The organism is Rhodococcus jostii RHA1, from assembly GCF_000014565.1.
GTDB lineage: Bacteria > Actinomycetota > Actinomycetes > Mycobacteriales > Mycobacteriaceae > Rhodococcus_F > Rhodococcus_F jostii_A.
Genome location: NC_008268.1, coordinates 3,442,346 through 3,462,692, shown reverse-complemented (window position 1 = coordinate 3,462,692; position 20,347 = coordinate 3,442,346). Strand labels below are relative to the sequence as shown.

17 protein-coding genes are annotated in these 20,347 nt (G+C 67.1%); 8 read left to right on the top strand and 9 right to left on the bottom strand.

The features are described from left to right. Window positions 1–2: 2 nt before the first annotated feature. Together RHA1_RS15860 and RHA1_RS15855 are read right to left on the bottom strand one after the other, a co-directional pair. Window positions 3–1,034, bottom strand: coding sequence for a hypothetical protein (locus RHA1_RS15860; protein WP_041811527.1), 1,032 nt, complete (start codon window positions 1,032–1,034; stop codon window positions 3–5). Beyond that, on the bottom strand, window positions 1,031–2,356 hold the full coding sequence (locus RHA1_RS15855; RefSeq protein ID WP_050787315.1) for a hypothetical protein: 1,326 nt from the start codon (window positions 2,354–2,356) through the stop codon (window positions 1,031–1,033). Before RHA1_RS15855 ends, RHA1_RS15860 begins: the two co-directional genes overlap by 4 nt. A 209-nt stretch (window positions 2,357–2,565) precedes the next feature. Here RHA1_RS15855 and RHA1_RS15850 point away from each other — a divergent pair, with 209 nt between their 5' ends. Together RHA1_RS15850 and RHA1_RS15845 are read left to right on the top strand one after the other, a co-directional pair. Then, window positions 2,566–3,108 (top strand): lipoprotein LpqH, encoded by a 543-nt coding sequence (locus tag RHA1_RS15850; protein WP_009476223.1) that lies wholly within the window; start codon window positions 2,566–2,568, stop codon window positions 3,106–3,108. Window positions 3,109–3,204: 96 nt separating this feature from the next. Then, the gene (locus tag RHA1_RS15845; protein WP_011595925.1) at window positions 3,205–4,008 is read left to right on the top strand and encodes a hypothetical protein; all 804 of its coding nucleotides are present in this window, start codon (window positions 3,205–3,207) and stop codon (window positions 4,006–4,008) included. Between the two features lie 9 nt (window positions 4,009–4,017). On the opposite strand, the gene RHA1_RS15840 is transcribed toward RHA1_RS15845, so the two are convergent. Continuing rightward, on the bottom strand, window positions 4,018–4,452 hold the full coding sequence (locus RHA1_RS15840; RefSeq protein ID WP_009476221.1) for a MarR family winged helix-turn-helix transcriptional regulator: 435 nt from the start codon (window positions 4,450–4,452) through the stop codon (window positions 4,018–4,020). A gap of 42 nt (window positions 4,453–4,494) precedes the next feature. Between RHA1_RS15840 and RHA1_RS15835 the strand changes: the two genes are divergently transcribed. Together RHA1_RS15835 and RHA1_RS15830 are read left to right on the top strand one after the other, a co-directional pair. Next, window positions 4,495–6,693, top strand: coding sequence for an MMPL family transporter (locus RHA1_RS15835; RefSeq protein WP_081437448.1), 2,199 nt, complete (start codon window positions 4,495–4,497; stop codon window positions 6,691–6,693). A 673-nt stretch (window positions 6,694–7,366) separates the two neighbouring features. Next, window positions 7,367–7,810: a DUF1801 domain-containing protein gene (locus tag RHA1_RS15830; RefSeq protein ID WP_011595923.1), complete on the top strand. Its 444-nt coding sequence runs from the start codon at window positions 7,367–7,369 to the stop codon at window positions 7,808–7,810. 391 nt (window positions 7,811–8,201) lie between these two features. Here the strand turns inward: RHA1_RS15830 and RHA1_RS15825 are convergent, their stop codons facing one another. The 3 genes from RHA1_RS15825 to RHA1_RS15820 all read right to left on the bottom strand — a co-directional run bounded on the left by RHA1_RS15825 (window position 8,202) and on the right by RHA1_RS15820 (window position 9,370). Next, complete coding sequence (locus RHA1_RS15825) at window positions 8,202–8,492, bottom strand: amidohydrolase family protein (protein ID WP_011595921.1); 291 nt, start codon at window positions 8,490–8,492, stop codon at window positions 8,202–8,204. A gap of 194 nt (window positions 8,493–8,686) precedes the next feature. Next, window positions 8,687–8,830: a hypothetical protein gene (locus tag RHA1_RS50525; RefSeq protein ID WP_016881952.1), complete on the bottom strand. Its 144-nt coding sequence runs from the start codon at window positions 8,828–8,830 to the stop codon at window positions 8,687–8,689. Between the two features lie 147 nt (window positions 8,831–8,977). Further along, window positions 8,978–9,370 (bottom strand): WhiB family transcriptional regulator, encoded by a 393-nt coding sequence (locus RHA1_RS15820; protein WP_011593806.1) that lies wholly within the window; start codon window positions 9,368–9,370, stop codon window positions 8,978–8,980. A gap of 543 nt (window positions 9,371–9,913) precedes the next feature. Between RHA1_RS15820 and RHA1_RS15815 the strand changes: the two genes are divergently transcribed. Beyond that, window positions 9,914–10,468, top strand: coding sequence for a hypothetical protein (locus RHA1_RS15815; protein ID WP_011595918.1), 555 nt, complete (start codon window positions 9,914–9,916; stop codon window positions 10,466–10,468). A 29-nt stretch (window positions 10,469–10,497) separates the two neighbouring features. On the opposite strand, the gene RHA1_RS50520 is transcribed toward RHA1_RS15815, so the two are convergent. Next, window positions 10,498–10,635: a hypothetical protein gene (locus RHA1_RS50520; RefSeq protein ID WP_167540944.1), complete on the bottom strand. Its 138-nt coding sequence runs from the start codon at window positions 10,633–10,635 to the stop codon at window positions 10,498–10,500. A gap of 1,438 nt (window positions 10,636–12,073) precedes the next feature. On the opposite strand from RHA1_RS50520, the gene RHA1_RS44590 reads away from it, so the two are divergent. Further along, complete coding sequence (locus RHA1_RS44590) at window positions 12,074–12,514, top strand: MerR family transcriptional regulator (protein ID WP_237726912.1); 441 nt, start codon at window positions 12,074–12,076, stop codon at window positions 12,512–12,514. Between the two features lie 147 nt (window positions 12,515–12,661). On the opposite strand, the gene RHA1_RS15805 is transcribed toward RHA1_RS44590, so the two are convergent. Both RHA1_RS15805 and RHA1_RS15800 read right to left on the bottom strand, forming a co-directional pair. Beyond that, window positions 12,662–13,153 carry a hypothetical protein gene (locus RHA1_RS15805; RefSeq protein ID WP_148228403.1) on the bottom strand — a complete coding sequence of 164 codons (492 nt, stop codon included), beginning with the start codon at window positions 13,151–13,153 and terminating at the stop codon, window positions 12,662–12,664. A 170-nt stretch (window positions 13,154–13,323) separates the two neighbouring features. Next, on the bottom strand, window positions 13,324–13,566 hold the full coding sequence (locus RHA1_RS15800; protein WP_148228402.1) for a hypothetical protein: 243 nt from the start codon (window positions 13,564–13,566) through the stop codon (window positions 13,324–13,326). Between the two features lie 193 nt (window positions 13,567–13,759). Here RHA1_RS15800 and RHA1_RS15795 point away from each other — a divergent pair, with 193 nt between their 5' ends. Beyond that, complete coding sequence (locus RHA1_RS15795; RefSeq protein ID WP_237726911.1) at window positions 13,760–16,309, top strand: LuxR C-terminal-related transcriptional regulator; 2,550 nt, start codon at window positions 13,760–13,762, stop codon at window positions 16,307–16,309. Window positions 16,310–16,493: 184 nt separating this feature from the next. Then, on the top strand, window positions 16,494–20,330 hold the full coding sequence (locus RHA1_RS15790) for a YVTN family beta-propeller repeat protein (RefSeq protein WP_041811519.1): 3,837 nt from the start codon (window positions 16,494–16,496) through the stop codon (window positions 20,328–20,330). The last annotated feature ends 17 nt before the right edge of the window (window positions 20,331–20,347 follow it).

Genomic DNA, 20,347 nt, shown 5'->3' with positions numbered 1-20,347 from the left:
CGTCAGAAGTCCGAATCCGAGGCGGCCGCGGCTATCTCGGCGAGCAGGGGCGCGTCCGGCCCGTCGTCCGCCGCCGTCTCCGAAGCTCGGCGTAGCCGCCGGCGGACCAGGGCCCGAACGCGCTCCCGGGCCTCGGGACCTCCGTCGTCGGCCTGACCGGTCACACCGAACCCGGGCAGGTGCACGTTCACGGACACCCCGGATTCCGAGCCCGGTGGTGCGGCGGACTCGCCGGACCACACATCCCCTGACAGCTGAAGCACGACGTCAGCGGTGCCCGATGCGGCGCCGATCAGCGCGTGTGGACGCACATGCGCCGGCATGGGTTCGGAAAGGCCCGGTGCCGCAACCACGCTCACTCGCACGGTCGTGTTCCCGGCGGCGCGCACCACCTCCCACGACACCGCACGCTCGGACGCGTCGACGAGCCCGGGTGGGCACCGGCGCCAGTCGGATCCGGTGGTACCGCGCGCCAGGACGAGCGTGCTCGGCAGCGTCGCGACCGCCGCGCCGGCCGCGAGGGCGTAGTCGTCTGCCCGGCGGGGCCGGTCGGCGAGCGCCGGGCCCGTCGGCACGACGGCGTCGTCTCCGTCGACGAGTAGATCGCATTCCTCGACGAGGGTGGCGATCTCGCCGTTCAACAGCCCCTCGTCGAGCGGGGGGATGGCGTCGATCGTCGAGGCCGGCCACCACCGCGCCGCCCAGTGCGCGTACGCGAGTCGCCTCGCACCGGCGGCCACCCGCGGTCGCGCCGGCTCGACCGTGACGCCGCGCCCGGAGCCGGCGGCCACGGCGAGCGCGACTTCCTCGCCGAACACGGCCCACACCCAGTTCTGCGCCGACGCGACGTCGTCGAGCACCGCGACCGGGACCGTGTGGTCGGCGAGCACACTCCACGACAGGTGCCCACCCAGCACTTCCAGCACTGCCACGTGGATGCCCGCGGCGTCGTCCAGGACACTCGGTGCGTCGTCGGGGGCGATGACCCATACCCCGTCGGGCGCGCGCTCGATCCGCACCGTGCCGGGGGTCAACTCGCCCTCGATTCGGGAGCACCCGCCGCATCCGTCAGCGGAATTGCACCGAGCGCCTGCTTGACCCGCATGCGGTGGTCGAGGATCACCGATCGCGCCACTCCGTCGAGGAGGTCCCAGAGCTCGTCCGGTTCGTGGACCGAGAACTCGCGCACGTCGCGGCCGTGGAGGCGGACCCACAGGCGGCGGAGGTAGGGCCGCCACGGCTCGAGGAGTTCGGCGGCGATGGCCGTCAGCGGATTCGCTTCGGGCAGCGACGCGGCGTCGGCGCTCACCGTGAGGCGGCGTGCCTGCAGGACATACGCCTCCCGTTGCCAGCGGCCGTTGATCACCCGGACGGCGGTGGTGTCCGTGCCCGCAGGAGAGGGCGCGGTACCGATCGGACGGAGACCGGTCGCCAGGGCAACACCCGTCGTCGCCGCAACCCGCAGGGATTCGTCGAGAAGCGCCCAGGGCGAGCAACTTCGGGCGATCTCGGTGGTGACCAGGTCGTGGATCGGTGGCAGCTCCGCACGGTCGGTCGACGCGCGGAGCACCGTGAAGACGCGTTCGCAGACGGACCGGTCGAACGGGAGCCCGAGGGTCGAGGTGGACGCCGACGCTCCCAGACGCGGCGGCGCGGGCACGGGATGCGCCGTCAGCCCGAGCCGGTGGGCAGAGGCGTCGGTTGTCCAGAGCGCAATCCCGCGGTGGGTTCCCGCGTGGCCGGCCAGCAGGCTGTCGAGTGCCTGCCGTCCGTCGTCGCCGTCCTGCTCCAGGCGCGCGCCGGGACAGGCGTCGAGAACCACGTGGATCGCGTCGGCGTGGTCGACGGTGGCCGCGCCCGACAGCGGTCGGCGTCCCCACGCGACGTCGATCAGGGCGTTCAGCTCGCGGGCCCGTTCCGGGTCGGTGACGTGGGCCTTCAACGCCTGAGTGGTGCGGCCTGCGGCGACATCGTGCACGTCGCGCAACGTGTCCTCGGCGACGGATTCGCTCCGGAGCGGGTCGGGGGTGCCCGAACCGGTCGCCAGTTCGAAACAGCGTTGGAAATACAGGTCCTGGGGGTTGCCGTCCGTGATGCGCAGCGCCCGGCGAACCCGTTTGAGCAGCGTGAACCAGGCGGCGGTGGCGCGGAGCGCGTCGGCGGAGGCGTGCACCCGGGTGGCGAGCAACTGCGCCCCGTCGGCCGTGACGATCGGACCGGCGCACAGCGGGTTCTGTACCGGGCGGATGACCAGCGGATCGAGGATCAGTTTCACGGTGCGGCTCAGGGGTCCGCCGTCCGGCCCACTGAGCGGTTCGACCCCGTCCAACTCGCGCCACACCTCGTCGAGGACCATCGCTCGCGGTCGCCGAGCAGCCACTGAGCTCCTCGATGCCGTCCGCATTCGAGCAGGCTACCGCAGGGATGCCCCGTCGACGGGTCGACAAATATGGGATCGGTAGGGCGCGAGACGTTCCTACCTTTCTCACATCGGCTCCACTCCGCGAGCCGAAGGAATCGACCACGGGCGCCGAGCGCCCCTCACGAAAACGTGAAGGACGGATCATGAACAAGATCGTTCGGACTCAGAAGCGCGTCTACACCGCCGGCATCGTGGCAGCGGCCGCTGTCGCCCTGCTCGTCTCGGGCTGCAGCGACACCGGTGACAGCAACTCCGGCGGCGGAAGCTCCGAACAGTCCCCGGCCGCCGCGAACCCGGCAGGCGCGTCTTCGGCCGCCGTCGACGGCAAGGCACTGGAAGCCGACTTCGACGCCACCTGCGCCAAGCAGGGCGACACCCTGGCGTTGGCGCTGGCAGACACCGCCAATTCGACGTACGGCGACCTGGCGGTCTCCGCGACCATCACCGGCGCGGACACCGTGCAGGCCGTCGGAATCGCGGGCAGCAAGGGCGGGTCGAACGGCCTCCCGTACGCCCTCGGCTTCGGGCAGGGAATGCCCGGCGGCTCCGCGACCGTCGTGAAGGACGGCGACACCTACACGATCAGCGGCGAAGGCGTCGGCGCGCCCGACATGAGCAACCCGACCGCGCCGAGTTCGTCGAAGTTCGACATCACGTTCGCATGCTCGACCGTCGTGGGCGGCTGAGCCGGCTCACCCGGGACGCGCGCGGAGTCGCGGCAGTCGAGTTCGCGCGCGTCCCACCCGTTCTTCCCCCCAGTTCAGGCACGGAGAGGACTCATCGTGAAGAAGATCGTGCGTGCCGCCGCCCTGGTGTTTCTCGTCGGGTCGGTCGGCTACTACCTGTGGTACGGCCTCGGCGATCGGGGACGGTCGAACCACGGAATCGACGCCCTGTCGTGGGTCGGCCCGCAGATGATCTGGCCGATCGTCGCGGTCAGCGTGGTCGTGGTCTGTTTCGCCCTCACCGGCGACAGCGTGCTGGCGGCGTTCACCGGGCGCAACAGTGCCGCGTTCCGGCAGGGCGCCGTCGGGATCGGGACGGTGCGGTCGGTGCGCCAGACCGGCATGACGCTCAACGATCAACCGGAAGTGCGGATCGACCTCGGCGTCGAGGGCGCCGACGGCGAGACCTTCGAATCGCACGCCAGGATGATCGTGCCGCTCACCGAGTTGGCTCTTTTCCGCCCGGGTGTCGTTCTCCCCGTCCGCTACCTGCCGGGGCGCACCGACAAGGTCGAGATCGACCGGTCGGGAGACGCGTCGACGGCGCAGGACGCGTTGAACCGATCCGTGATTCGTCAGGGACTCACCACCCCTGGCAAGCTCGACATCGCGGCTCGTGGCGTTCCCGCGCAGGCGGTGGTGCAGTCGCTCAGTGTGCCCGGCGAGATCCGCAACGGGAGTTCGAAGATCGAACTGGGGCTGGCGGTCACGCGGCCCGACGGCACGACGTTCACCACCCGTGTCGAGAAGTTCCTGCCGCCGCGCAGTGTCGGGCACGTTCAGGTCGGCCGGGTGGTGACGGTCCATTATCTGCCGGGGAACGAGCGGGAGGTCGTCATCGCCCTGCCTGCGAATGTGTGACGACGACGATCAGTCCCGGGTCGGAAGTCCCAGCGACCGGACGAGGAGGAGGAGTTGTTCGCGCAGCGGCCCCACGTCGCCGACGGCGGCGGTGAGGGCCGCATCCTCCTTCTCCAGGGCCAGCAGGCGGCGGTAGATCGCGCGACCGGACTCGGTGATCGCGACCCGCTTGCGCCGCTCGTCGAGCGGGTCGGTTTCCCGGGTGACGTACCCGGCTCGCTCGAGGCGGTCGATGGTGCGGCTGATCGTCTGGTCCGTCACCCGCGAGACCTTCGCGATGTCCCGCTGCGAGGCCGGCCGGTCGGCGATCGTGTGCAGGCAGATGAGGCCCGCGTGGGTCATGTTCTGTGACCGGAGGATGTCCTCCCACGAGTGCTCGACCAGCCGCGCAGCCGTGGACAACAGCCGTCCGGTTGGCCACTCGTCCATGCCGTCGCTCGTCATCTCTTCGCCTCCATTTGCAATTTGCTCAGCAGGCTGAACAAAATGGGAACATCGCAATCCGGACATCCGGTCGTCGAACCGTCCAGCATTGGAGAGCACGTGACCACAACTGCCCGACCACGCCCGGTTCGTCGCCTGCGGTGGATTCTGCCAGCCCTGCTCGTGATCGTCTGGCTGGCCGTCGGCGGATTCGGTGGTCCGTTCGCCGGCAAACTCTCCTCGGTCCAGCAGAACGACAGCACGTCGTTTCTGCCCGCGTCCGCCGAGGCCACCGAGGTGTCCGCGCTGCAGAAGGACTTCACCGACACGCAGTTCGTGCCCGCGATCGTCGTCGCCGAACGCACGTCGGGGATCACCGCGGCCGACACCGAGTTCCTCGCCGGCACCGCGGCGTCCTTCGCCGGTTCGGAGGGATTCGGTGACGAGGTGTCGCCGCCGATCCCGTCCGCAGACGGCCGGGCACTGCAGATGTTCGTGCCCGTCGACAGCGCCGGCGAGGTCGGCGACAGCGTCACAGAACTCCGCGACGCGCTCGGCGACGCACCGGACGGTCTCACCGTCCTCGTCACCGGGCCGGCCGGTCAGGTAGCGGATCTGTCCGCGGCGTTCGCCGGAATCGACGGACTGCTGCTCCTGGTGGCGGGTGTCGTCGTGATCCTCATCCTCATCGTCGTCTACCGCAGCCCGATCCTCCCGTTCGCGGTGATCACCTCCGCCGTCTTCGCGCTGGGACTATCGAGTCTCCTCGTGTACCTGCTCGCCGACGCCGGTGTGATCGCGCTGAACGGCCAGAGCCAGGGAATCCTGTTCATCCTGGTATTCGGTGCCGCGACCGACTACGCACTGCTGCTCGTGGCCCGCTACCGCGAGGAACTGCGGATCGAGCGGGACAAGTACCGCGCCATGCGGACCGCGTGGCGGGCGACGCTCGAACCCGTCGCCGCCTCCGCGGGCACCGTCATCGCCGGCGTGCTCTGCCTGCTGCTGTCCGATCTCAACTCCAACCGCGGACTCGGGCCGGTGGCGGCCATCGGAATCGCGGCCTCCTTTGTCGCGTCCATGACGTACCTCCCCGCGGTGCTCGTGCTCCTCGGCCGGACGGCGTACTGGCCGAGCAGGCCCGCCTTCGACGCGCGGCACGCCGAGAAGGACGAGGCGGCAGACCACAAGTTCTGGGCCGCGCTCGCGGCGCGTATCGGTGCGCACCCGCGCCGATTCTGGGTGGCGTCCAGCCTGGTGCTGGTGCTCTTCGCGCTCCTGATGCCCCAGTTCGAGGCGAGTGGGGTCGCGGAGTCCGAGACGTTCCTGCTCGAAGTCGATTCCGTTGCGGGCCAGCAGATCCTCGGCGATCACTTCGATGCCGGCTCCGGTTCACCGGCCGTGATCATCGCGAACGAGGACTCCCGCGATGCGGTAGCCGACGCTGCCCGGGTCGACGGCGTCGGCGACATCACCGTGTTGTCGACCCCTGGCATGCAGGACCCACTGGTGGTGGACGGCCGGGTGGCGATCGAAGCCACCCTGACCGATCCGGCTGATTCCCTCGCGGCCGAGGACACCATCGTCCGCCTGCGTGACGCCGTTCACCCGATCGACGGCGCCGACGCCCTGGTCGGCGGCACCACCGCCACGGACCTCGACACCAAGACCACGTCGACGCGTGACCGCACCCTGATCATCCCCGTCGTGATCCTCGTGGTGTTCGCGATCCTGTGCCTGCTGCTGCGTTCGCTACTCGCGCCGCTACTGCTGATGGGAACGGTGGTCCTGTCCTTCGCTGCGACGCTGGGCATCTCGTCCCTGGTCTTCGAGCACGTATTCGGGTTCCCGGGTGCCGATCCCGTCGTCCCGCTGTTCGCGTTCGTGTTCCTCGTCGCCCTCGGAATCGACTACAACATCTTCCTCATGACCCGGGTCCGGGAAGAGGCCCGGCGCGTCGGCACGCGCCGGGGAGCGCTCCGCGGCCTGACCGTCACCGGCGGCGTGATCACCTCGGCGGGAGTGGTTCTGGCGGCGACCTTCTCGGCGCTCGCCGTCATCCCGCTGATCTTCCTCGCGCAGATCGCCTTCATCGTGGCGTTCGGCGTGCTCCTCGACGCACTCCTCGTGCGGTCACTCCTGGTGCCCGCCCTCACCGTCGACATCGGGCAGAAGATCTGGTGGCCGAGCAAGCTCGCATCGGCACCGGAGCCCAACGAGAACGTCTCTGCGGAGCCGGAATTGGATTCGACTCGTATGTGAGCGCGCTCGGCGAATGCCGCAAGCGTGATGCCTGCCTGTTCGCTCATGGTCGCGCAGCCGAGCCTGGCTCGATTAACGGCACAGCGGGACTGCGCAGTACAACTTGAATGTCGGTGCAGTCAGTAGGGAGGCGACCACGGCCGGTGATCGTCTGGAGGTCCAGTTCTGCGACCCGGGCACGACCTCGACCGCCGATCCGGCCCGTCCCGGCCTACCTCGATGAGGTGACGGCCGTGGCGGAAGCGGGACATGTGCGGTCGCCTCTCGAGCTCGAGAGTTACCGTCCCCTGGTTGGTTGACCTCCGCACAGGTTCCCGTTGGGTTACGTGTCGAGGAATTGCTCCGACCCGGCGGCGGATGATCGTGATCTTCAGTGTGAGTGGTGCGGGGTGCCATCCGCCCTTCTCGGCGCTGTTGGTGAACACCGCGAGCGCGGTGCACCGGCTCCGCGAGTTCACCGTAGGTAAGTTGTGGTTGCGGGGCCGCGACGGGTTTTTTGTGGGCGCTGCTGCGGTCTCCGCGAGTGGTGGACGGCGACGAAATGTGTCTCATTCGCCCGCCGGCTTCGAGTGGGTGGCTCCTTCGTGGTGCCGGGCGCCGGGGGGCGGCGCTCACAGCTCGACGCGTAGACCGCCACCTCGGCCGTTTGACGAGCACAAACGATGGAGGATCGATGCCGACCAGTAGGAACAACGCGAACAAGAACGCTGGCTCCGAACCGAAGCTGCTCTCCGGTGGGAACCCGCAGATCCCGAAGGGGGAGGGTGACGGACCGGTGCAGGCCTATATCGCCGCGATGCCCGAGTGGAAGCGCTCGCTGGGCGAGCGGCTCGACAGCCTGATCGTGCGGACCGTCCCCGATGTGCACAAGGCCGTGAAGTGGAACCAACCGTTTTACGGGCACGACGGCGAGGGTTGGTTCCTCAGCTTCCGCTGCTACACGAAGTACGTCCAGGTTCAGTTCTTCCGTGGGACCTCGCTGGACCCTGTTCCGCCCAAGGCGTCCAAGCACGCCGAGGTGCGCTACGTCGACATCTGCGAAGACGACGATCTCGACGAGGGACGGCTGCGTTCCTGGATCGAGCAGGCAAGCAACCTGCCCGGCGAGAAGATGTAGAGCACCCGTCGGAGAGCATCCCGACTCGTTCGCCCGGTCGCGGTGCGCACCACGACCTCCACCTGTTCCGCATGCCCTGGACTCCGCCGCACATGGACGAACCCAGCACTGGGCCCGCACCCTTCACCGCGCCCATGACGATCTCGACCACATACGGGCGAATCGGCTGGGCCCGCGGCACGTGTCCTATGTCGGCACGGCGTCGCCTGCAGCACGCTTCTGTGTCGCACAAAGGACGCCGGATGGATTTGCCCTGGAGTACCCGATTCGCACTGAGAGCTGTCGCACGATTTCACGCGTTGATGGACGGATACCGTGAGTGTGGTGTGGATTCGGCAGGTTGGTGATGGATTCCGTTACGTGCCTGCCGCTGTCGCCCCTTCGATGCTCCTCATCGTTCAGCAGAAAAAGCAGCTTGATATCCGTGGTCCCGCCGCGGGCTGGTGGTGCTCAGAGTTTCAGCAGTGCTTGGGGCGTTGGTGCGGGCGATCTTGATGTGGTCGTTGTCGTTGATTTCCAGCCGGTCGAACCATTCCGCGGCTTCGCGCATGTCCTCGAACGGGTAGTCGGCGGAGAACAGCAGCCGGTCGGCACCGACTTCTTGAATGGTGTTCAAAAGGGCCGGGGTGCGGAAGTTCCCGCTGGTGGTGATCGAGGAATCGGAACGCTGTTCGACGACCATGAGGAAGCCACCGAGACAGCAACCATCGATGAACTGCTGAAAGGGAACGAAGACCAGTAGAACGCCGGTCGGTGACGCGCCGTTCAGTGCCGAAAGCGGGACTACTCGTCGGTCTGCATCGCCAGCACGACAGCGACCGCGGTGATCAGCAAAACCAGCAGAAGTAGCACATTCATCCTGTCCCCCTTGATGTGTCAGAGTGGACCCGTCTGGCTGACCGGTCGTCGGTCGTCGGCGAACATGGCCTCGATCCTCGCTTTGATCTCCGCGGTGCTCATGCCGCCCCGGCACAGCACCGGCGGCCGCGAGGTGATCGAAGACGCCAGAATCATCCGCATCCGATTTACCTACCAAATGCTCAGTACCACTACCGCTTACATCAATACTCAGTCCGAAGAATCTCGTAGGGGGCTCGCGGGTCGATTTCGAGCAACCCCGTGCATTCCAGACAGGATGTGGAAGTTCTCAGGGCGGCGCATCGTCTGTCAGCGCAGCGGTTCCTCGACAGGAAGGTCGGCGGCCCGCCCCTCTCGTTGCCGGGGCCGGATGTGCCGTCTGCGGTCGTTCTCGGACATCCCGCCCCACGTCCCGTACGGTTCGGCAACGGCCAGGGCGTACTCGCGGCATTCGGTGAGCACCGGGCAGTCCTGGCAGACGCGTTTGGCGCGCGCTTCGCGCCGCGCCCGGTCCCGACCACGCTCCCCCTCTGGAGAGAAGAACAACGACGACTCGACATTCCGGCACGACCCCAGCATGCGCCAATCTCCACGATCACGGTCGGCGGGCGGTCCGGTCCGTGGCGTACCTTCACGGCGGGAAGCCGGCACAGTGTTCGGCGCACGAGCGGATATACAAGTCATCGGATCGGTCTCACTCATCTCACTCACGGGTATTTGCGCTGCGGACCTGTCACCGCGGTAATCCTTTCGCAAACAACATTCTTCACAATCAGTCCGGACGGTCTCTTTAGGTTCAGGTGCCCAGCCAGAACCTTCGACGAGCGACGGTGATCACTTGCTCGACCAAGCGGCCGCAGCGGTGCCGGCGCGGCGACGTCGAGATACGCGACCAGTGCCCGACAGAACGCTGCGGTGTCCATCCCGAAATCGGTTCTGATCACCTCGGGAGGGCCGCCGCCGTGGGCGCACCAACGTGGGGCGCGGGCCGAGGTAGAAGTATCGCCCGGCTGTGCGAGTTCGCGACCTCCTCTAGCGGGGGGATGGGACATGGAACGGTTCCGAATATGCATATGGAGTGCGCACCTGAGAAGGGTAAAAGTAGGGATGAGATGACTTGTGTCCTATTTCGCAACACTGGTTGCTCCATGAAGATGGTGTGGGAAACGGAGTCGGATCCGACCATCGTGTCGTAACCCAATGGAGGCGCGGGCGGGGTCACCACCGAACACGGCCGGAGCGAGCGTGCACGCCGGTCCGGTCGCGTCGGACGCGGGTGCCGGTGTGCACGCCGGTGTGGCGGGGCACTCGGTGGTCATGGATTCAGAGGCGGCGCGGCCGGTCGATGCGGCGGTCATCGGGGGACGGTTGGTGGAGCTGGTCGGAGACCGCGACAGTGCCACCCTCTCGCATGCGCTGTCGGCGATGGGGTGCAATCCTCATCCCGGTTCCGGGCATCCGGACTACGAGCAGGTGCTGGCCTGGGTGATCGAGGCGATCGCGGAGGTGATCGTGGCCCGTCTCGGACCCGCGCCGTCGGGACAGGAGTTCGCCGTTGACGTGCATCGCACGGACGGCGGTGTAGTCGACCCCGCGGAGCTTCCGCAATCCGGGGACTGGGTGCTGCGCACGGCCGGGGCGTTCCTGGCCGACGACCCCGAGGCAGGAGCGGAGCGGCTCGCGGCGGCCGGGCGGGAGCTGGACCCGGTGCAGCGGGCCACGCTGCTCGCCGACGCCCTGATCTGGCTCGACTTCCTCCTGGACGTCGATGCTCCCGATCCCCCGGACCTGGCCGCCTGACGTCGCGACCGCGTTCCTTGAGGGGAACGTCAGCTGCGGGGCTGGGTGGTCAGGTTCAAGGTGGTGACGACGGATTCGAGGCCGATCTGGGCCCATTCGGCGGTGATCGTCAGGAACGGTGTGGGTGGGGAAATCGGGATCCAGTAATGCGGTTCGGTGCGGTACATGCACACGCCGCCGTCCCCGGCGCGCAGGTCCGGACGGGCACGGTACGGGTCGGCGACCGCAAGCTGATCGGCTCCGATCCAGACATCGAGGTACGACCAGTGCCTGGAGCTGTCGCGGGCGTCGGTGAGGGGGCGGGTCTACATCCGCGCCGCCACCGCGGGTCGACCGTTGGCGGTAAGCGTCAGATGCACGCTCAGCCCGGAGTCGAACGAGGTGATCCGGACCAACTCCAGCGTCAGGTGTGTTTGTGCGGCCAGAGGGCGCCGACGGTGGACCTCGATGCCGCCGGTGGCTGGCGGCGGGCTCTCAGGCCACCGTCTGATCGGAACCGGGGGTGTGGTGTTCCTGTTTGGCCGGCACGGCCAACACGCTCTCTGTCGTAGGGGTGGCGTCCGTGTGCCCGCGACCGGTGATGGGGAAGCGGGCGCTCACAACGCCGGGCACAGCAGGTGCCCGCAGCATCTGCGGGGCCGCCCGACGCCCCGCCGGATCTCCGCCCAGGTGTTCGCGTTGGTGCGGCGCAGCCGGGGTATTCACCAGGCAGGCACTCCGATGGTCCGGAGCATCGGAGCGGTCCAGGCTGCATCAGTTCAGACCAGTAGCTGCTGCAGCCGCCACCGAGCTACGCGGCTCGCGCCGGCGCGAACATGCTGTGAGTCCTTCCGCTGCAGCAAAAGACGGCTGCAGGAGGGACTCCGCGACGATGCCAACCCCACCGGGGACGGCAAGCGACCACGTCCACCCCGGCTTCCCACGGCGTGCTCTCCGACGCCCCCTCGGGTGCAGGTGCGAGATGTGCGTCCGTATCGGGGGCCGGCTGCGTGGGATCGACGTGTTCGATCCGCTCACCGGTACCGCCGCATACGCCCGCGTCGTATCCCTGGGCGCGTAGCCCGGCGCAGACCCGGAATGCTTCGTCCCGGTCCCCGTACACGCCGAACTCTGCGCACTTCGTAATGCCCTGCGCCATGCCGATACTCCCTGAATATCGATCCGGCACTCACATCTGATTCCCGATCTCGATACCAGTAATCCGGCCGACGACGGATCGGGACGACCACACCTGATCTGAGGAAACGGACATCTCGACGCCTACTGCGACTGCTGACTTCGTCGTCCGTCATCGATCAACGAGAGCCGGTCCGTCGAGCGAGCGGCCGCCGACGTGGACAGAAAAGTCGGCTGCCGGGTGTGAAATCCCCGGTCAACCGCTCCAGAATATCTGTAGTGGTGACTGTAGACATTGAGGCGTCGCCGTTGTAGAGTTCCTCTCGTCGCAAGGAAAGAGTTCACGAGGTGCGGGAGAGAATGAACTGCCCGCAGAGAAGTAACGCAAGACCAGGATGTGCCGGGCAAGGGTTGATATGAGTGTGTAAGGCCCCGGCATATCCGGCGGCTGCCGGGCGGCACGAAGGCCCGACAGCCGGAAGAAGTGCAGTGAACAAGGAAGTGAAACCCGCTCCGGCCCCCGGTGCCTCACGGCGCCGGGGGCCCTGTCCGTTGGAAAGGTGTCACCCCATTCCGGAAGATTCGCCCGACCGACGCGCGGCCGGGAAGCTCGACGACGAGGACTACCCGGCGTACAGCATGGGTCACGCCGCCGAGATCCTCGGCGTGACACAGGCATTCCTGCGCAGCCTCGACGCCGCGAAGCTGCTCACCCCCGGGCGCTCGGAGGGCGGCCACCGCCGCTACTCCCGGTACCAGCTGCGTCTCGCCGCCCGAGCCCGCGAACTGATCGACCAGGGCACCGCGCTCGATTCCGCGTGCCGCATCATCATCCTGGAAGACCAACTCGTCGAGGCCCGACGCATCAACGCTGAACTCCAGCACACCCCCCGCCCCACGTCGGATCAGCCAGGCCCCGCATCCGGCTGACACGCCGCCGCCCCCCGGTCCATTCCGCGGAAGCCGCCGATCCGCTCGGCGACCTCACCTCGGGCCTTTGCGAGAACTCAACACCATGCGAGGCGTCGGCGTGCGGTCCCGCTAAACCATCGATGAGCAGACAAAATCGGAGGCCTTTCAGCGGCCCATCACTGCGTGCACACTCCGATGTTGGACCACGACCGGGCCAGCTAGTCTGGCGGGCCAGATCTGAATCTTGTACTGCTCGAACGGCACTTCCGCGACGAGGTCCCACATAAGGTCACGCCCGAATGAGTGGACTCGGACGCGATAGGTTCCCGCGCCGGCGGAGAGAACGGTAGGCGGAAAACCAGCGATCGGCGTCTCCGAGTCGGTCAGCACGGTGACAGTGTCGGAAAATGTCTCGAACGAAACCTCCTCGATGTCTTCCCAACCGTCGTCGACAGTGACTGGACGGTCGCCGAGCACTTGCACCTCGAGATCGAGCGGACCCATGTACATCCCGGTATAGACGTAGACCATCCCGGGATCGCTGCCGGCTAGGCCGAAACCGATTTCCGGAAGTGGCGGAAGCTCCTCCCATGCGCGTTCATCCTCGTCCTTCAGACAGAACATGCGGTCGACCTCTGCGCCGCCCGTGTATCGCACTCGTCTCACCTTCCCCAGTCCGATCGACTCTGTAACCATCTTCGAGTACCCGCCGGAGGATCCGCTGACGCTCAATGACAGGTCACCGAACCACCTGCGGAACGGTCCGGAAACGCGTCGGCGAACAGGTGGTTCCCGCGAGCGGATCCACCAACGGTCGTCGAATTCCGCTAAGGCAGAGGAATGATCGCGCCGGCAAGCTCTGACGGGTCAGGAAGCACCAGGTGCGTGGTCACAGGTTCGAGTCCGATCTCGGGCCACTCAGCGACCAGCGGCAGGTCTCGGGTTTGCGGTAAATCGGTCAGTTCGTACAGGTACTCCCGCTGGTAAAAGTCCTGGCTGTCGTACCAACCGCGACTGTCACTACGAAGCACTGGTTGGAGAATCGGATCTTCGAGTGCACGAAGTCGCATCGGACGACCATGGACCTGGCCGGCACGGCGTTTACCCGTCTCAGGGTCGATGACAGATGGCGCGGTGTATTGGCGTCTCATCGCTTCGGCGTGAATGCGGGGGATCCGTCGCGCCAACTACCGCTGAAAGACGCGGAGCGTCAGGGATCGATGATTTCCCGCCGCCTACTAACGCAGTAGCTAAGATTGCGCCGTGGACGGTGTCTGGCCACTTGTTGGCCGGGATGAGGAACTGCGGCGCATCTGGGCGGTTATCGAAGGCTCTGGTGATGACTCTGGGGTCCTTGTGGCGGGCGGTGTCGGTGTTGGCAAGAGTCGGTTGGCGAGTGCCGCCGTCGCCGTACTTGCCAAACGGCACGCCGTCCGGTGGGTCACGGCTACGGCCTCGGCCCGAACTCTTCCGTTGGGAGCGTTTGCTCAATGGGCGCCGATCTCGCAGGCCGACCCGATGATGGTCATCCATACCGTCATCAAAGCGCTCACTGCTGGCGACAAGCCCGTAGTCGTGGCCGTCGACGACGTTCACCTGCTCGACGACCTGTCCGTCGTCGTCATCCAGCAACTCGTGCAGCGCGGCCTTGCCCGGGTCGTGCTCACCCTGCGCAGCACCGAACCGGTCCCCGACACCATCACCACCCTCTGGAAAGACGGGTTCCTCAACCGGATCGATTTAGATCCCTTGGGCGAGAACGACACTGAACGCTTGCTTTCGCAAGCGCTAGCTGGGCCCGTCGCCCCCGCAACGGCGGCCGAACTGTGGAACCTGACCCGCGGCAATGTGCTGTTCCTCCGGCATCTCGTTCGCCAGGAACGGGACGCCGGACGGCTCGTGCGCGACGTCGGCACCTGGCGGTGGAGCGGTGAACCCGTCGTCTCACCCACCCTCGCCAAACTCATTACCGGCCAGCTTGGTTCGCTGACCGATGACACGACAGAAGTCCTCGACTACCTCGCGATTGGCGAACCCATTGACGGCACGGTGTTGGAAATCCTCACCAGCCCGCATGCGGTCAAGGAAGTGCATTCCCGCGGCCTCATCGACATGACCAGCGACAACGGCGATATCGCCGTCCGCCTCAGCCACCCCCTCTACGGTGAAGTCCGTCGCAGCACTGGCAACCTCCTACAACTGCGCCGCCTGCGCGGTCGTCTCGCAACCGCTCTGTCCACCCGTCCTGATCCAACACCCGCAGCTTTGTTGCGACGCGCATTGCTGACCCTCGAATCCGACCTGCCACCCGACCTGGGGCTTCACCTCGCCGCCACCGCCACCGCACTACGGCTCCACGATGCTCCCCTCGCCCTTCGTTTCGCGGACGCCGGACATATATCTGACAGCGGCTTCCAAGGCGCGATGCTGCACTACTGGGTGCTCCATCACGTCGGTCGGGCGCAGGATGCATTCACCCTGCTCGAGGCGCTCGATCAGAACGCGCTAACGATCGAGGAGCAACGGCGACTGTCCGTTATGCGAGTCGGCACCCTCTGCTGGAGCCTCGGCGATCCCGAACGGGCGAGGCACGAACTGGCAATCGCCAAGGTAGCGCCCTATAACCACAAATCATCCGAGCTAGCCGCATTCGAAGCACTCCTCGAGTCGGTGCAAGGCCGACCTGACCGCGCGATCGCCGCAGGAAACGTGGTCTTTCAGGCTGCGCCGAGCGATATGGCATTCGTGCTCACCTCATGCGCCCTGGTCATTGCCCACGGTTACTCGGGAAATGCCGCCAAGGTTTCTCCGTTGACCAAGCGTGCCTCCGCTTTGGTCGCAACATCTAGTGATGCTTCCGCGCTGGAGTACGGGATCGTCTACTTCCACATCGAAGCAATGTTCATCGCGGGGTACCTTCAGGCCGCGGAACAAGTCATGACCCAGTTTGTCGAGTATGCCGCGAACACTCCCGGAACCATAGGCTTGTTCGTCTCATTGCTTTACAGCTATGTGGACCTGTCCCAAGGTCATCTGAGCGCTGCGCTCGAGGTTCTGAACAGGGCGGATCGCGAATTCCGTACCACCACGTACGACAGATCAGCTGTCGTCAGCTGCCGGGTTTACCTGATTCTCGCGTTATCGCGTCGCGGGGACGGGAAACGCGCAGCGGAGCTGGTGCGCGATCTCGACACGCTGAATCCCTACGGCTTCCTCCGATCAGCGTGCACCCTCGCCAAAGCATGGGCTGCGGCCGCCCAGGAGATGATCGCCGATGCAATCCGCATCGCCCGGAAGGCGGCCTCGATCGCGGCCGAACGCGGCCACTTCGGCCAAGAACTCCTGTGTCTGCAAGCCGCATCGCAATTCGGCGATCGCACCACAGCGCACCGGGTGAACGAGCTCACCGCGCTCGTCGACGGGCCACGCGTCCACGCCGTTGCACTGCATGCCAATGGTCTGACCAGCGTAAACGGCGAAAAACTCGCCGAAGCCTCACGGCGGTACGAAGAAATCGGTGACATTGTCGCAGCGACCGATGCCTCGGCCCAAGCCGGAACTCTCTTCCGCGAACAGCAACATCACGGTTCCGCACTGACAGCCATCGAACGTGCCAGGACGCTGGCAGGCACCCACCGCGGAGTCAACACCCCCGCACTGCGCCAAGCCGTCGAAACCACCCCACTGACGAGACGGCAGCGCGAAATCGTCGCCCTCGTCTCCCAGGGCTTCACCAACAAAGAGATCGCCGAACGCCTCGGAGTCTCCGTCCGCACAGTCGAAGGCCACCGCTACCACGCCAGACTGCGCTGATCGCGCGTCGCCGCAGTAACCAGAAAAATCGCGTAGTCGACTACGCGGTTCAGATCCGCGACTGAGCGAGACGATCATTGCTGTCCCATGCAACTCGAGAAGCGCTTCGAGGCGATAAGCCAGCCCAGCCCTTGGATGGTGCGTCCGGACTGCAGTTCGAAGCGTCCTCATGGAGGAGTAACCCATGATTGACGACAAGCATCTGAAGCACCTCGGCGAGCTGGCGGTGGCAGTGGGCATAGGGCTTGCGGTCGCGCCGGCGGGCATGGCGGTGGCAGCACCGTCCGTCGGCGACTCGTCCACGTCGTCGAGTTCCGACTCCTCCGACCAGGCATCCTCCGACAAGACGTCGTCCGACCGGAGATCCACGGACCGATCCACGGACGGGACTTCGTCGGACCGGACGTCATCCGGCGCATCGGGTACCGACTCGGACTCGGCGAGCGGCAGATCCGGATCGTCGACGACCGGCGACTCGAACACGGATTCGCAATCCACCTCCGGCACCGATACCCACTCCACCGCGGGCACCGAATCCACGTCCTCCACCTCGAACGACGTGGCGAACGGGTCCGGCGCGACGACCCTCGACACCGGCACGCCACCCGACCCCACGACACCCGACGGCTCGTCGACGGCGGACGGCGGTGGCATGCCGGATCCGGGCACGACAGCAGACGAGTCCGGGCAGGTCGGATCGAGTTCTGCCACCACGGCCCCGGACACCATCGACGTGTCCGGGGCCGCGATCGCGCCGGCCGACCGGCCTCCGGCGGGAGCAGTCGCCGAGCGATCGGATTCGTCCTCGTCCTCGGCACCCGCACAGGGTCACGACCGCGCACCTGCGGGCAGCGCCGTTGCGTCGAACCCATCGACCACCCCGGTGACGGGCAGCTTCGGCACGGCACTCGCCCCGCCGGCCATGGTGGAGGGCCCGGCAATGCGCGGACCCGTCCCGGCCGCGCCGGCAGTGATTCCGGCTGCAGTTTCGGCGGTGGCTCCCGCGATCACCACGATCGACGGGACGACGGCCCTGGCGCGCCGGGTATCCGACGCCCGTGCGGACGCGCCGCAGGTCGGGACGCAGGCATTGGCCCCGTCTCTGCCCACCCCGGCGGTGGATGTCGCATCCAGCGTCGTGTCGAAGGTGCTCGGCGCCCTCGGTCTTCGTCCGTTCCTGTCGAATGACCCACAGGTTCCGATCGAGTCGCCGACGTTCTGGGCACTGGCCGCGGCGTGGTGCCGTCGACAGGAGAAGGCCATCACCACCGACGCGAGCCGAGCGCTGGCTGCCGCCCCCGTCACGACCAGCGAGCCGATCGAATCGGTCGCCGGAACACGAACATCCCCCGTTGCGACCGGCGAGCCGATCGAATCGTTCGCCGTCGCGAGCGCCGCATCCACCGGCACGAGCTCTGCATCCACTGCCGGGCCGATCGTCTATGCGCCCGATCGCGGCACCGGTACGGTGCTCGGCTCGATCAATGCGTCCGGCAACCAACTTCGTTACGAGGTCACCGGACCGCCGAGCGGCGGAACGGTCACCGTCGACGGTACCGGCGGCTTCAAGTACACCCCAACCCAGGCAGCGCGCCAGGCAGCCTCTGCGGCCGCGCTGAACCCGGCCGCGCTGGACCCGAACGCCAATTACGACTCGTTCACTGTCACCGTCACCGACGTCCAGTCCAGCAACCAGGTGGACGTGCAGGTGCAGGTTCCGGTATCTGCGGCACGGATGCAGGAAGTGCAGTCCACCACTGTCGGGTCCAACCCGTCCGGTGTGGTGTTCGCCGGCACCAGAACCTATGTGGCAAACCAGGGTTCGAAGAGCGTCTCCGTGCTCGACGCAAACGACGCCGTCGTCGGCTCGGTGCCCGTCGGCACCTCGCCGACCGGCGTCGCGGCCAACCCGGCCGGGACCCGGGTGTACGTCACCAACAGCGGCAGCGGCAACGTGTCGGTGATCGACACCGCCACCAACAAGGTTGTCGCCACCGTCACGACCGGCACCGCACCCAACGCCGTCGCCGTCAACCCGGCCGGGACCCGCGCGTACGTGACCAACAGCGGCAGTGGCACCGTGTCGGTGATCGACACCGCCACCAACAAGGTCGTCGGCACCGTCAGGGTCGGCACCGCACCCAACGCCGTTGCCGTCAACCCGGCCGGGACCCGCGCGTACGTGACCAACAGCGGCAGCGGCACCGTGTCGGTGATCAACACCGCCACCAGCACCGTCCTCGCCACCGTCGGGGTCGGCACCACACCCAACGCCGTCGCCGTCAACCCCACCGGCACCCGCGCGTACGTCACCAACAGCGGCAGCAACACCCTCTCGGTCATCGACACCGCCACCAACAAAGTCGTCGGCACCGTGGCCGTCGGGGCTCGGCCGACCGCCGTGCGTGTCAGCTACGACGGCAGCGCCGCGTACGTCGTGACCGACTCGGATCGGTTGTGGGTGATCGACACCGCGACCGCCAAGGTGGTGTCGAATGTCGGTATCGACTCGGCCCCCGAGGCCGGCGCGCACAGCATCGCCATGAGCGCCGACGGCACTCGGTGGCGTGTGACCGACGCAGTCGACGGGCGGGTGCGGGCACTGTCTCTCACCCAGGTCAACTCCGCGCCATCCGCGGCATCGACGGTCGGCGCTCCTAGCACGTCCGACGGCGCGGTCACGATCACGCTCCCTCCCGACCCCGACGGCGACCCCGTGACCTTCACCTACACCGCACCACCGTCCGGTTCCGTCGTCGCCACCGGGGACGGGGCGTTCGTCTTCACCCCGACCGCCGCCGCCCGCGACCTCGCCCGACAGTCGGAGGGACCGGACACCGACACGGTCACCTTCACCGTCAGAGACGGCCAGTACGTGACCAACGTCGACGTCACCGTCCCGGTCACGCCGGCGCCTGCCGCGGGCGGGTTCGACATCGACTCGACATCGATCCCGGCGGGAGGCAGCCCGACCGGCGCGGTTCTCGTCGGCGACCGGCTGTACGTCGTGAGCGAGGACGGCTTCGTGCAGGTCGTCGACCGCGACACCAACACGGTCGTCGGTGCGCCGATCACGGTCGACTGGGCGTCGTCGAACATCGCGGCCGCCCCGGCGGTCGACCGCGTGTACGTCAACAGTCCCTATACCGGCACCATCTCGGTGATCGACACGAGCACCGACACCGTCGTCGACACGATCTGGCTGCCCACCTCCCCCGACTACCAGGGCTATTCCCTGGCGCAGGAGTTGGCCGTCAGCCCCGACGGGACGCGCCTCTACGCCAGCGGTGAGGACGGCACGGTGTCGGTGGTCGACACTGCAACGAACACCCTCGTGACCTCGCAGTCCCTCGGATACTTCACCGATCTGGCCGTCAGCGAGGACGGCCGTCACCTGTACGGCACGAGCGGTGCGTCCGTTACCGTGATCGACACCGAGTCCATGACCAGGACGGCGGAGGTCACCGTCGGGCCGGTGTGGGACCTCACCCGCTCGAGCAGCGAGTTCACCGATGTCGTCAGCAGTGTCGCTGTCAACGCGGTCGGCACCCGGGCCTATGCCACGTACCACGTCAGCACGGTGGAGCTCGCCAGCGGCGGCTACTCCAACGGACAGTTCATCGTCGACGGCACCGGACGGCTCTGGCGTGTGACGGGCGGATACGAGGTCGTCGCGGTGATCGACGTCGACCCGTCCAGTACCACCTACGGGACCCAGCTCGCGACGGTCCGGCTGCCCGAGGGAGCACAAGACGTGGCGATCAGCGCGGACGGCGATCTGCTGTATGTCTCCGGCGCGGACGGCCGGACCGTCTCGGTGGTCGACACCTCGACACACGCCGTGCTCGGGACCTTCGTGACCGACCCGGACGGCTCGACCTCCGGATCGTATGGACCCTACCGAATCCTGCTCGTCGATCCGGACACCGGCGGAACGCTGTACGTGACCGACTACGCCGACGGCGCCGTGTATGCAGTCACCGGCGCACCGGGCGGCGCACCCGCCGCTGTGCTCACCTGACCGAACCGACACGGTGG